Source organism: Staphylococcus gallinarum (assembly GCF_029774255.1).
GTDB lineage: Bacteria > Bacillota > Bacilli > Staphylococcales > Staphylococcaceae > Staphylococcus > Staphylococcus gallinarum.
Genome location: NZ_CP069082.1, coordinates 1,164,239 through 1,177,824 on the forward strand (window position 1 = coordinate 1,164,239; position 13,586 = coordinate 1,177,824).

The window sequence follows — 13,586 nt, forward strand, 5'->3', positions numbered from 1 at the left end:
TCAACATGGAAACAATTACAGTTGATGAATTAAAGGAAAAGGTACTCAGTTCAGAACCAGTAAAAATAATTGATGTTAGAACTGATGAAGAAACAGCAATGGGTATTATTCCTGGTGCTGAAACAATTCCTATGAATGATATTCCTGACAATGTAAATCATTTTAACAGTGATGAAACATATTATATTATTTGTAAAGTTGGGGGTCGTAGTGCACAAGTTGTACATTATCTTGAACAACAGGGTGTCAATGCCGTTAACGTTGAAGGCGGCATGGATGCTTGGGGAGACGAAGGCCTTGAAATTAATAGTATTTAAATAAATATATTAAAAAAAGCACGTACATGAGTGAGTAATTTTAATACTCAAAGTACGTGCTTTTTTATATGATTTAGAAACTCAATGAGGCTTATAGGTTTATGAATTAGTAGTGATTTTTGTAATTTAACTACAATTTATATGATGTTAATCTATTGTTGTGGAAAATGAACCTGCATTTAAACCAGCTACATGTCCGGTAACTAATGCACTTGTAATATTGTAACCACCGGTATAACCATGTATATCAAGTACTTCTCCGCATAAAAATAATCCTGGGACTAACTTAGACATCATCGTTTTAGGTTGTATTTCCTTTAAACTCACGCCGCCGCCAGTTACAAATGCTTTATCTATGGGTAATGTTCCGTTAACTTTAAAGGTAAAGCCTTTAAATAATGCTACAAGCGTATTTATTTGCGTATTAGAAATATGATGTGCGGTTAAGTCTTCGTCAATTTCTGCGCAGTCAATCATAAATTGCAAATATCTTTCTTCTATTAAACCATGTAAACTATTTTTTACATATTTATCTGGTGCCGCATTCAATAATCCTCTAATTTCTTGTTCTAAAGCATCAGTTGTTAGTTGTGGGAAGGCATCGATTTGCATTTCTATGTCTTGTTTCTTTTGATTTTTTTGTTCTTTATAGACAAATTGGCTACATCTTAACGCAGCAGGGCCACTTATACCGAAATGGGTGAAAATCATATCCATTTGATGTGTAATTCTCTTCTTGCCATTTTTTTTAAGAACTGACACGCCAACATCTTTCAAACTTAATCCTTTTAATCTTTTATCTTTAATAAATGGCTCGGCAGAGGTGATTGGGACTTCAGTAGGGAATAGTTCGGTAATTGTATGGCCTAATGAAGTCGCAAATTTGTATCCGTCACCAGTTGAACCAGTTTGTGGGACGCTTGTACCGCCTGTAGCAATTATTAATGATTTACTTTGATATTCCTTTTGATTATTCAAAGTCACTTTAAATGAATCTGGTGAAGTATATTCCACTTTTTCAACTGTGGATTCCTCTTTCACCTCAACTTTGTTTTGGTGTAATGTTGTAACAAGTGTATCTACAACGTCTTGTGCTTTATTAGACACAGGAAACATCCTGCCGTGATCTTCTTCCTTTAGTTTGACACCGCGTGATTCGAAAAAAGCTATAATTGATTCATTATCAAAAATTGAAAAGGGACTATATAGAAACTTTCCGTTTCCAGGAATATTCTTGATAATTTCATCATAAGGTAAGCGGTTAGTCACATTACAACGTCCTCCGCCAGATATTTTTAATTTTCTACCTAAACCTTTTTTCTTTTCAAGCAGTAAAACACGTTCTCCATCAGCACTTGCAGCAGCTGCAGCCATTAGACCACTAGGTCCGCCACCTATAATGATTGTTTGATACATTTTATTGCCTCCCTTTACTATATAGTGTTATTTTATATGAAGAAATATTATTTTACGATTAACACTTTAAACACATGTTTCCCACACGTTATATAACAACATTATATTTTAAAGGATAGATATTAAAAGGGCAAAGCTTTATTATCTAAATGGTTTAATAGGTTTTACATCATTTTAAAGATGATTAAATACATATAAGTTATTTGATTTATGCTTAACTTTAAGATTCATCATGCTTTCATTATATTTACTTTTGAAAAATAATTGTTAAAACGTTATGATAAAGTTTACGAGTGTAAAAATTAAATTTGAGATAGGAAGATCTGAATGAGTGAAAGTAAAGAATTAGTGCGGGGGACCTTCTTGATTACATTAAGTATTTTAATAACAAAAATACTGGGTGTAGTTTATATTATCCCGTTTTACGCAATTATAGGTGGCGAAGAAAAATTAGCACCTTTTAACTATGCGTATACTCCATATAATATTGCAATTGCAGTTGCAACTGCCGGCGTACCATTAGCGGCTTCGAAGTATGTCGCAAAATATAATGCGCTAGGTGCATATAAAGTCAGTCAGAAATTATACAAATCTAGTTTTATGGTAATGTCTATAACCGGTGTAATTGGTTTCTTATTACTTTATCTATTAGCACCAAGCATAGCGACGATTACATTAGCAAATGAATCAGGTGGCAAAGGTGCATGGACAGTTGCTGATATTACTTGGATTATTAGAATTATAAGTATGGTTGTAATCTTTATCCCGTTACTAGCTACGTGGCGAGGCGTCTTCCAAGGTTATAAATCTATGGGGCCAACAGCTGTATCGGAAGTGCTTGAACAAGTAGCTCGAATATTATTTATTTTAATAGGAAGTTATTTAGTATTAAATGTATTTAATGGATCAATTCTATCTGCGAATGCTGTTGCGACGTTTGCGGCGGCAGTAGGTGCAATAGCTGGTATCTTTACGCTTTGGTATTATTGGAGAAAAAGAAAACCACACATTTCAAAAATGGTAGCTAGTGATACAACAGGTATAAATGTTTCTTATGGTCGTATGTATAAAGAGATTATCTCTTATAGTATTCCGTTTGTAATTGTAAGTTTGAACTTCCCACTATTTAACTTAGTGGACCAATTTACGCATAATGCGGCATTGGGAGTAGCTGGTGTTCCAAACCAACTACACGACTATTTCTTCACAATATTAAACATGACAACGAATAAAATTGTAATGATACCAACATCATTAGCTTCTGGCTTTGCAGTAAGCTTAATTCCATTTATAACGAAGACTTATGCTGCAGGAGAAATTAATGAAATGCACCGTCAAATTAGAACATCGTTAGGTGTATTAATGTATATTACTGTTCCAGCTGCACTTGGAATCATGGCTTTGGCAGCTCCTTTATATACAGTGTTTTATAAATATAATGTCGATGGTAGTCACATGCTATTCTATTATGCGCCGGTAGCAATATTGATTTCTTTATTAGGTGTTACTGCATCAATGTTACAAGGTATAGATAAACAGAAATTAACTGTATTCATTATCTTAGCAGCAGTTGTTATCAAAGTTATTTTGAATACACCGCTAATTGTAGCTTTCCATTCAGCAGGTGCAATACTTAGTACAGCAATTGCATTATTATTTGCTGTATCATGTAATTTTGTTATTTTGAAAAAATATGCGAAATTCAACTTTAGTGAAACATGGCTACATTTTTCTAAAATATTCTTATATGGCTTAATTATGATGGTTGCTGTGGAAATTACATCATATATCTTACAGCTCTTTATTTCACAAGAACATAAAATCGGTGCATTAATTATTGTTATCATAAGTGTAGTTGTAGGTATGTTGATTTATGCTAGCTTCACTATGAAGAATAGATTGGCAGATGAATTCTTAGGTGATATTCCAAATAAAATTAGAAGGAAACTAGGCATTGCATCATGAGAATAGATAAATTTTTAAGTCATATGGGTGTTGGCACTAGAACAGAAGTAAAGCAATTATTAAAAAAAGGTGATATTTCAGTTAATAATCAAGTTGAAAAATCACCGAAGACACAAATTCAGCCTAGTGAAGACCAAGTTAAGCTAAATGGTGAGCGTATTCAATATGTAGATAAAGTCTATTTATTACTGAATAAACCTAAAGGTTATATTTCAGCGACCGTACATGATCACCATAAAACAGTGATAGACTTAATAGATGATTATAAGTATCTTGACTTGTTTCCTGTAGGTAGATTGGATAAAGACACGGAAGGGTTATTGTTGATTACCAATGACGGTGATTTCAATCATCAATTGATGAGCCCAACCAAACATGTTTCTAAAACATATGAAGTGATTTCTCAAAAAACAATTACAAAAAATGATATAAAATTGTTTAAAACGGGTATTGAATTGAATGAAGGATTGACAAAGCCTGCTGAATTAAAGGTAGGCGAACAAGAGAAACAGTCTTTCGTAACAATTTATGAAGGTAAGTACCATCAAGTCAAACGTATGTTTCATGCAATTGACAATGAAGTGATTGAATTAAAGCGAATTAAAATCGGTGACTTAGCACTTGATGATGATTTAATTCAAGGGACTTATCGTCATTTAACTGAGCAAGATTTTAAACAATTAGGATTAAAATAAAAGAGGTGTTTTTCATGTCAAAATTACTACGTGCATTAATCGGAGTTGGAGGCGCTGCAGCTGCAGTGGTACTATCTAAAAAGGAAAACAGAGATAAATTAAAAAATGAATATAGTAAATATAAATCCAACCCAGAATCTTACAAGCAAAATGCTAAAGATATCGCTACACAAATCAGCTCAAAAGCAGGAGAAACTTTTAATGAAGTGAAGCAAGATCCGAAAGGCTATGCTCAAAAGGTTAAACAAGATCCAAAAGGATTTGTTAATAGTCAAAAGGAACACTTCAAAGGTACAGCAGATAGCAATAAAGAAATTGAAGAAGCACGCTTTGCTGACGAAGGTGCAGCGGATCCTTCAAATAACTTACGTGTAGTTACTGAAGAAGAATTAAAAAATAATGGCAATAAAAAATCATAAGTAATAGTGTATACGAAAGTAGAGTAAAGAAGCTTTGAAATAGTATTTGGTACTCTATCATAGGTATTAATAATGAGTGGTACGGTGTTTTGACTTTAAAACACCGTACCACTCATTTTTTTTATTTTTGGATTACAGTGACGAGGATTATAAGTAAAATACCAAGGTTTACTAAAGAAATAGTCAGTACGCGTGTGTCTGTTTAAGCAGTTATTGTTTTTATATATGATAAGAATATGGAGCACTGTTAATGCTCGTATACTGTGGAATGAGTTGAGCAACATTCTCAATATCCATAATATGACCAAGCGCCACATAAACCAATAATCTGATGCTAACGGTTATGCTTGAAACAATAAAGCTCATGTTGTTTAGTATTTTGTTGTGTTAAATCCAACTGAAGTGGATGATTCTTTAATAAGTATATATTACAGTTTGTATATAGTGAGGATGGTTAATAACCCTTTGGTTGATTATTTATATGTATACTATTTCTAATATAGATCATTTGTTAGTTTTTGATACAGAATGGATAAAGCATAACATTTCAGTAGTTTTACTGTTTTAGGTGAAATATAACAGATAAAATTTTGAAATAATATTGTCATCTCACTGTAGTTTATCCGTTACTTCATGTAAAATATAAAATATATTAGTTTGAAGAAGGAAGTTGATCACGAATGTGGAGAGAAAAAGTACAAGAATACGAAAATCAAATCATCGAAGATTTAAAGGGATTATTAGCTATTGAAAGTGTAAGAGATGACAGTAAATCCTCTACAGAGAACCCTGTAGGCCCAGGACCACGTCAGGCACTTGATTATATGTATAAAATTGCAGAACGAGATGGTTTTGGTACACATGATGTAGATCATATTGCAGGAAGAATTGAAGTTGGATCAGGCGAAGATGTATTTGGTATTTTATGTCATGTTGATGTTGTACCAGCTGGTGAAGGTTGGGATACAAATCCATTTGACCCTGTAGTGACAGAAGATAAAGTGATTGCTAGAGGAACGTTAGATGACAAAGGTCCTACAATTGCTGCTTACTATGCTGTAAAAATACTTAATGACATGAAAGTCAATTGGAAAAAAAGAATACATATCATAATAGGGACAGATGAAGAATCTGATTGGAAATGTACTGATCGTTACTTCAAAACTGAAGAAATGCCAGCGTTAGGTTTCGCTCCAGATGCGGAATTCCCAGCAATACATGGAGAAAAAGGGATAAGTACATTCGATGTGATACAAAATGAACAAGCAGAGGAACAAGACGAACCAGAATACGAATTACGTTCATTTACATCAGGTCAAAGATACAACATGGTTCCTGATGAAGCAGAAGCACATATTAATGTGAAAGAAAATATGACAGATGTGATTCAAAACTTTGAACAATTCCTTGTAGATAATCAATTAGAAGGCGAGAGTTCGGTTGATAGCGGTGTTTTAGTACTGAATGTACAGGGTAAAGCAGTACACGGTATGGATCCATCTATAGGTATTAATGCAGGGTTATATTTATTAAACTTCTTATCTCAACTCGATTTAGATAAATCAGCTGCTAATTTTGTAGATTTTAGTGAAAAGTATTTATTCAACTCACATTTCGGTGAAAAAATGGGAATGAAATATCATACTGAAATCATGGGTGATGTTACTACTAATATTGGGGTAATAGAATATAATAATACTAAAGGTGGGAAATTTGGTATTAATTTAAGATATCCTGAAGGGTTCGAATTTGATGAAGCGATGTCTAGGTTTACAAAAGAAATAGCGGAATTAGGCTTTTCTATCGAATTAGGTAAAAACCAAACACCTCATTATGTAGAAAAAGACGATCCATTCGTTCAAACATTAGTACAAGCATATAGAAACCAAACAGGTGATGAGTCTGAACCATATACTATTGGTGGTGGCACATACGCACGTAACCTTGATAAAGGTGTAGCATTTGGTGCGATGTTTGATGACTCTGAAGATTTAATGCATCAGAAAAACGAATATATTACAAAAAAACAATTATTTAATGCGACAAGTATTTATTTAGAATCATTGTATGCATTATGTGTGGAGGAATAACTATGACAAAAGTATTAATCAATGAAAAACTTGTAGATGAACAAGAGGCAAATGTTCCGTATAACGACAGAGGTTATTTTTTTGGCGATGGTATTTATGAATATGTAAGAATTTATGATAACCATATTTTCACAGCACGCCCACACTTTGAAAGATTGTTAAGAAGTGCAAAAGAAATAGGCTTAGACTTAAAATATTCAGTTGAAGGATTAATTGAACTTGTTCAAGAATTAATCAATGCGAATGGCATAGTAAATGGTGGCGTTTATATTCAGGTTACTCGTGGTGCTGCGCCTCGTGACCATGCCTTCCCAACACCTTCAGTAGAAGCTAATGTAATGGCATTTACAAAGAATTATGGCCGTCCTTATAAAGAATTAGAGGAAGGTATCAATGCAGTGACTACCGAAGATATTCGTTGGTTAAGATGTGACATTAAGAGTTTAAACTTATTAGGAAATGTCTTAGCTAAAGAATTGGCAGTGAAGTACAATGCTAAAGAGGCAATTCAACATAGAGGAGACATTGTTACTGAAGGTTCTTCAAGTAATGTTTATGCGATAAAGGATGGAGAAATATACACACATCCAGTGAATAACTACATCTTAAATGGAATCACGCGTAAAGTGATAAAGCATATTGCAGAAGAACAAAATATTCCATTTAACGAAGAAACGTTTACATTAGACTTCTTAAAAAATGCTGATGAAGTCATTGTTTCTAGTACTTCAATCGAAGTAATGCCAGTAGTGAAACTAAATGGTGAATCTGTAGGTGATGGAAAAGTTGGTGCAATCACTAAAAAATTACAAGAAGGTTTCACACGCTATATAGATACAGTTAGTGGAGAATTTCAAGAAAATGGACAAAAAATATAACATAATTTAACGCCAAATTATGTTATAATGCTAACTGAGCCGAATTAAAATTCTATACGATTTATAGAAGTAAAAAGTCACTTTTTGTTTCTCATTTTTGGTTGAAATACATAGCCAAACAATATAAAATCTTTTATGAGACTTGAAATTTGAAAGTAGAAAATTTCATAAAAAAGATGGAGAAATTTAAAATTAAGTACTCTGTACCATGTTAATTTATGGTATGCTATACGGGTTGCTATAAATTAACATGATCAGTATGTACGAATTATAAAGTAAAAAGGAACTTGAACCAATAGGGACAAGTGTGTCGATTCTTACGAAAACACATTAAAATTGGTTGAAGTTTATAATTTTGTGAATGAAATTATTATATGTGGCTCTTGAAATTTGTTTTTCTAGAGCCATTTTCTAATTGAAAGTGAGGTGAACGTGTTGGAGCAGTTTTATCAATTAGGATGGACGCTTGATTCAGCAGGTGGTGCATCTGGGGAAGCTTATATGGCCGAACAAGATGGACAGAAGTTATTTTTGAAAAGAAATTCAAATCCTTTTATAGCGGCATTATCTGCTGAAGGTATCGTACCAAAACTAGTGTGGACAAAACGTATCGAAACAGGTGAAGTTGTAACCGCACAACATTGGAAAAACGGTAGAGAACTTACTTTCGATGAAATGCATGAGGAACGTGTAGCACAATTAATGAAAAAAATACACAATTCTAAAACATTACTAAATATGTTAAAACGTATGGAAATGGAGCCCATTACACCAGATATTATGTTGAATAAAATTAATGCCTCCTTATCTCGAGAAGTGCTAACACACCATGTTGTTAGAAAAGCGTTAACTTATTTAGAAGATCATTTACCTAGTTTAGATCCACGTTTCTTTACTGTTGTTCATGGTGATGTAAACCATAATAATTGGTTGTTATCTGATCATGATGAACTTTATCTAGTTGATTGGGAAGATGCGATGATAGCTGATCCTGCAATTGATTTAGGTATGCTGCTTTACAATTACGTTCCAGAAAGTAAATGGCCTCAATGGTTAGATGTTTATGGAGTGAAAGATTCATTAGATCTACAAAAACGTATGAAGTGGTATACAGCTATTCAAGCCATTGGAATGATACAGTGGTATGAAGAACAAAAACGTTATAAAGATATGAATATGTGGTTGAAATTCTTGAACGAAATGATGAATAACAATGCATTTATTTAAGGAGTTATCAATATGAGAATGCGTCATAAACCATGGGCAGAAGATTATCTTAAATCACATTCAGATATCGTTGATATAGACGGTAGTCGATCTGGGCATATCCGAGAATGGTTTAATAATGACCAGCCAATCTACATTGAGGTAGGTTCTGGCATGGGACAATTTATTACAACACTCGCAGCTCAAAATCCAGAAATAAATTTTGTTTCGATGGAACGTGAGAAAAATGTGATGGTAAAAGTTTTGGATAAAGTACTAGAACAAAATTTATCAAATATAAAGTTAATTTGTAATGATGCCGTTGAATTAAATGAGTATTTTGTTGATGGTGAAGTTGATAGACTTTATCTAAATTTCTCTGATCCATGGCCAAAGAATCGACATGCCAAGCGAAGATTGACATATCATACCTATTTAGCACTATATAAACAAATCTTAAAGAAAGATGGCGAACTTCACTTTAAGACAGACAATAGAGGTTTATTTGCTTATAGTTTAGAAAGTATGTCGCAATTTGGTATGTATTTTACAAAGATTAATCTAAATCTCCATGAAGAAGATGTAGAAGGTAATATAGAAACTGAATATGAGCGAAAGTTTTCTGAAAAAGGATCGAGAATTTATCGTATGGAAGCTAAGTTTCACTCATAATATGTAAATTGGTAGGGCGCATATGCTCTATCAATTTTTTTTATGTCGAAATTTAGGGTATACGATTAGAAACAATCATGATTGTATTAAACGAGGGTATTGTATTAGTATAAGGAGTGTTCAAGTTAATACATATCGATGGTTAGGAGGAAGTCTTTATGAGAATTGGCAAATTTAACGTACGTTATGTGAATGGAGGCATTACCAATATTGACGGTGGTGCAATGTTTGGCGTCGTGCCGAAAGCATTGTGGACAAAAAAATACGAGGTGAATGAGAAGAATCAAATTCCTTTACCTACACACCCTATTTTAATTCAAACTGAGGATAAAAACATCTTAATCGATACAGGTATCGGTGTAGGAAAGCTAACTGAAAAAGAACGTAGGAACTTTGGTGCTGAATATGAAAGTGATATAGATAGCGACTTAAAAGCACTGCATTTAACTAGAGCTGACATAGATATACTTATCTTAACTCATTTACACTTTGATCATGCCTCAGGGTTAACTGATAATGAAGGGAATGCTAGCTTTCCAAATGCTATCCATGTCTTTCAACAAGATGAGTGGCATGAGTTCCAAAGTCCTAATATAAGAAGTAAATCAACATATTGGCCAAAAAACAATGGTACATTTCAGAGAAATTTAATTCTTTTTGAAAAAGAATATGAAGTGTATCCAGGTATTACAGTTAGCCATACTGGTGGACATAGTTATGGCCACTCTATCATTACGATTGAAAGTGAAGGGGAAAAAGCGGTACATATGGGCGATATTTTTCCAACAACAGCCCATAAAAATCCATTATGGGTTACCGCTTATGATGATTATCCAATGGATTCAATCAGAGCGAAGGAGCGATTGATACCAAAATTTATCTATGAAGGGTATTGGTTCTTGTTCTATCATGACAATAATTATTTCGCAGTAAAATATGATAAAGATAGACCAAATGAGATACAAAGTTATCTGTCACGAAATTAAAAAATAGCTAAAGTAAGAGCGTTAAATCTAGATATAGAACACCATGTTCACATGTTGATGATCAACAGTTTCCCATTTTACAAAGTGTTTATACAATTGATTTAATATACCCACTAAACAAGTGTGGATATGCTCTTGCTTTAGCCTTTATTTTGTACATTCAATAATATCAATAATTTCTCCAGTCGAAGCATCTGCAAAGAAATCATAGTAAGTGATGTTGCCATTATGTTGTGTAGTAATACCACCTTGATATACAACTAATACTTTATCGCCATGATTATAATGAATGGTTTCATTTAATATGTATGAACCCACGACATTCATAAAATATGTTCTTACTTCCTTAATGACCTTTTCAGGATTAAGGAGTTGTTGATTTTTGCGACTATTAAATGCAAAACTTACTCCGACAATGGATGCAAGTAAAATAAATATTATGATGAATAAGTTTTTTTTATTCAACATGACAGAATCTACCCCCATTAAAGTCATATTAATAGTGTACCATATTGAAGATGATATAATAAATGTTAAGGAGTGAACGAAATTGAATATTGATCAACAAACAACAATAAGCAGAATTAAAACATTAACAGAATTGCATGGCGCACCAGGATTTGAGGATAACGTGAAAGATTATTTAATTTCTGCGATGGAACCTTATGTAGACGAATTTGTCTATAACCGTATGGGAGGGTTCTATGGTGTTAAACGCTCGAAAGTAGCAAACCCTAAACGTGTAATGGTAGCCGCACATATGGATGAAATTGGATTTATGATTACAAATATTTCAAAGCAAGGTATGATTCAGTTCACAAATTTAGGTGGTGTAGCTACTGATATTTGGCAAGGCCAACGTTTGAAAATAAAAACACGCAATAATGAAGAAATAACAGGTGTAGTTGCAAATATTCCTAAACATTTTAGAACCGGAAGTGAAGGGGCACCTAAAATTGAAGATTTAATGTTAGATATAGGTTGTGAAGATGATGCATCTGTTATAGCAAGAGGTGTTCAAATAGGGGACACGATTGTTCCTGATACACCACTTACACAGTTGTCTGATTATCGTTTTGCTAGCAAAGCATGGGATAATAGATATGGTTGTTTAATTGGGTTAGAATTATTAGAATTATTAAAAGATGAAACATTAGATTTTGATTTGTATGTTGGTGCAAATGTTCAAGAGGAGGTAGGTTTGCGCGGCGCACGTGCAGCTGCAGAATTAATTGATCCTGACGTAGCATTTGTAGTCGATTGTTCTCCTGCAAATGATATGAAAGGCAAGCAAAATTTGTCTGGAGAATTAGGTGGCGGCACATTAATTCGCATTAAAGACGGTACAATGTTATTGAAACCTAGCTTTAGAGACTATCTATTGGAAATCGCAAATGATCAAAAAATTAACCATCAATACTATATTTCACCTGGTGGAACAGATGGTGGTGAAATTCACAAAGCGAGAATAGGTATACCAACTGCTGTAATTGGAGTTTGTGCACGTTATATTCATAGTACAGACTCAGTGTTTGATATCAGAGATTACTTTGCCGCTAGACATTTGCTGTACGAAGCAACGAAACGACTTGATGATGACCAAATTCAAACTTTACAATATAAATAACTAGGAGAGATACTATGAAAACATTAGAAAATGAAACACAATTTAAAGAACTTAAGCAACAACAAACAGTATTTTTATTTACTGCAGACTGGTGTCCAGACTGTAAAGTTATTGAACCAGATTTACCACAACTAGAAGACAAATATCAAGAGTATAATTTTGTATCAGTGGATAGAGATAAATATTTAGATATTTGTATTGAACATGGTATTATGGGCATTCCAAGTTTCTTAGTTTATCGAGATGGCGAGCAAATTGGTAGCTATATTGGAAAAGAAAGAAAATCAATCGAACAAATCGATAGTTTTTTAGCGTCATTAAATTAAAAATTGAGTTAAAAAACCATAAACAGAATTTGAAAAATATATACCCTTAGAACGTACTTTTTTTCTGTTCCTAAGGGTATATTTATTGTAAACTGTAATAAGGCACGTAAATAGGAGTGTTAATTATGAATGTCTTTCAAATGAGAGATAAACTCAAAGAGCGATTAAACCATTTAGATGTAAAATTTAGTTTCAATCGCGATGAAGAAACGCTACGAATTTCTAGAACTGATAATAACCAAGGTGTTACAGTCAAACTTTCTACAATAGTAGCAAAGTATAAACAACAACAGGAAAATGTAGTAGATGAAATTGTCTACTATGTCGAAGAAGCAATTGAACAAATGAAAGAAAAGCAAGTAACTGATATAGAAAATATTCAAATTATGCCAGTACTTAGATCTCCAAGCTTTGATAAAAAAGATAAAAATGGTAATGCATTTGTGATTGAACCGCATACTGCAGAAACTAATATTTATTATGCTGTAGATTTAGGGAAATCTTATCGGTTAATTGATGAAAAGATGTTACAACAATTAAATCTTACAAAGCAACAATTAAAAGAAATGGCTTTATTTAATATACGTAAACTTGAAAATAAATATAAAACAGATGAAGTGAAAGGTAATATTTTTTATTTCGTAAATTCCAATGATGGATATGATGCGAGTAGAATTTTAAATACAAGTTTTCTAAATGATTTACAAAGTCAATGTGAAGGTGAAATGTTAGTAGCGGCACCACATCAAGATGTCTTGATTATTGCAGATATTCGTAATAAGACAGGATACGATGTAATGGCACATTTAACGATGGAGTTCTTCACTAAAGGATTAGTTCCTATCACTTCACTATCCTTTGGTTATGATCAAGGACATTTTGAACCTATATTTATCTTAGGTAAAAATAATAAACAAAAACGAGATCCTAATGTCATCCAAAGATTAGAAGCAACTAGAAAGCAATATGAAAATAAAGATAAGAAATAA

14 protein-coding genes are annotated in these 13,586 nt (G+C 32.9%); 12 read left to right on the plus strand and 2 right to left on the minus strand.

Annotation, left to right across the window (positions count from 1 at the left end; translation table 11 throughout):
• Window positions 1-5 precede the first annotated feature (5 nt).
• Window positions 6-317 carry a rhodanese-like domain-containing protein gene (locus JN168_RS05475; protein WP_229367298.1) on the plus strand — a complete coding sequence of 104 codons (312 nt, stop codon included), beginning with the start codon at window positions 6-8 and terminating at the stop codon, window positions 315-317.
• A gap of 147 nt (window positions 318-464) precedes the next feature.
• On the opposite strand, the gene JN168_RS05480 is transcribed toward JN168_RS05475, so the two are convergent.
• Window positions 465-1,733, minus strand: coding sequence for a BaiN/RdsA family NAD(P)/FAD-dependent oxidoreductase (locus tag JN168_RS05480; protein WP_229367297.1), 1,269 nt, complete (start codon window positions 1,731-1,733; stop codon window positions 465-467).
• A 327-nt stretch (window positions 1,734-2,060) separates the two neighbouring features.
• Here JN168_RS05480 and JN168_RS05485 point away from each other — a divergent pair, with 327 nt between their 5' ends.
• The 8 genes from JN168_RS05485 to JN168_RS05520 all read left to right on the plus strand — a co-directional run bounded on the left by JN168_RS05485 (window position 2,061) and on the right by JN168_RS05520 (window position 10,644).
• Complete coding sequence (locus JN168_RS05485; protein ID WP_042738386.1) at window positions 2,061-3,698, plus strand: putative polysaccharide biosynthesis protein; 1,638 nt, start codon at window positions 2,061-2,063, stop codon at window positions 3,696-3,698.
• Window positions 3,695-4,393 carry a pseudouridine synthase gene (locus JN168_RS05490; protein ID WP_279526219.1) on the plus strand — a complete coding sequence of 233 codons (699 nt, stop codon included), beginning with the start codon at window positions 3,695-3,697 and terminating at the stop codon, window positions 4,391-4,393. The genes JN168_RS05485 and JN168_RS05490 overlap by 4 nt, the downstream gene beginning before the upstream one ends.
• A 14-nt stretch (window positions 4,394-4,407) precedes the next feature.
• Window positions 4,408-4,812 (plus strand): YtxH domain-containing protein, encoded by a 405-nt coding sequence (locus JN168_RS05495; protein ID WP_042738388.1) that lies wholly within the window; start codon window positions 4,408-4,410, stop codon window positions 4,810-4,812.
• A gap of 680 nt (window positions 4,813-5,492) precedes the next feature.
• Complete coding sequence (gene pepV / locus JN168_RS05500) at window positions 5,493-6,902, plus strand: dipeptidase PepV (protein WP_042738389.1); 1,410 nt, start codon at window positions 5,493-5,495, stop codon at window positions 6,900-6,902.
• Between the two features lie 2 nt (window positions 6,903-6,904).
• Window positions 6,905-7,780: a D-amino-acid transaminase gene (dat, locus tag JN168_RS05505; protein ID WP_279526220.1), complete on the plus strand. Its 876-nt coding sequence runs from the start codon at window positions 6,905-6,907 to the stop codon at window positions 7,778-7,780.
• A 435-nt stretch (window positions 7,781-8,215) separates the two neighbouring features.
• On the plus strand, window positions 8,216-9,007 hold the full coding sequence (locus JN168_RS05510; RefSeq protein ID WP_042738391.1) for a phosphotransferase family protein: 792 nt from the start codon (window positions 8,216-8,218) through the stop codon (window positions 9,005-9,007).
• A 12-nt stretch (window positions 9,008-9,019) separates the two neighbouring features.
• Window positions 9,020-9,658 carry a tRNA (guanosine(46)-N7)-methyltransferase TrmB gene (trmB, locus tag JN168_RS05515; RefSeq protein WP_229367296.1) on the plus strand — a complete coding sequence of 213 codons (639 nt, stop codon included), beginning with the start codon at window positions 9,020-9,022 and terminating at the stop codon, window positions 9,656-9,658.
• 158 nt (window positions 9,659-9,816) lie between these two features.
• Window positions 9,817-10,644 (plus strand): YtnP family quorum-quenching lactonase, encoded by an 828-nt coding sequence (locus JN168_RS05520; protein ID WP_042738393.1) that lies wholly within the window; start codon window positions 9,817-9,819, stop codon window positions 10,642-10,644.
• Between the two features lie 147 nt (window positions 10,645-10,791).
• Here the strand turns inward: JN168_RS05520 and JN168_RS05525 are convergent, their stop codons facing one another.
• The gene (locus JN168_RS05525; protein WP_279526221.1) at window positions 10,792-11,112 is read right to left on the minus strand and encodes a PepSY domain-containing protein; all 321 of its coding nucleotides are present in this window, start codon (window positions 11,110-11,112) and stop codon (window positions 10,792-10,794) included.
• A gap of 82 nt (window positions 11,113-11,194) precedes the next feature.
• Between JN168_RS05525 and JN168_RS05530 the strand changes: the two genes are divergently transcribed.
• From JN168_RS05530 to JN168_RS05540, 3 genes are all read left to right on the plus strand, one after another.
• Window positions 11,195-12,271: a M42 family metallopeptidase gene (locus tag JN168_RS05530; RefSeq protein ID WP_042738395.1), complete on the plus strand. Its 1,077-nt coding sequence runs from the start codon at window positions 11,195-11,197 to the stop codon at window positions 12,269-12,271.
• Between the two features lie 14 nt (window positions 12,272-12,285).
• On the plus strand, window positions 12,286-12,597 hold the full coding sequence (locus JN168_RS05535) for a thioredoxin family protein (protein ID WP_042738396.1): 312 nt from the start codon (window positions 12,286-12,288) through the stop codon (window positions 12,595-12,597).
• Between the two features lie 125 nt (window positions 12,598-12,722).
• Window positions 12,723-13,586: a DUF1444 domain-containing protein gene (locus JN168_RS05540; protein ID WP_042738397.1), complete on the plus strand. Its 864-nt coding sequence runs from the start codon at window positions 12,723-12,725 to the stop codon at window positions 13,584-13,586.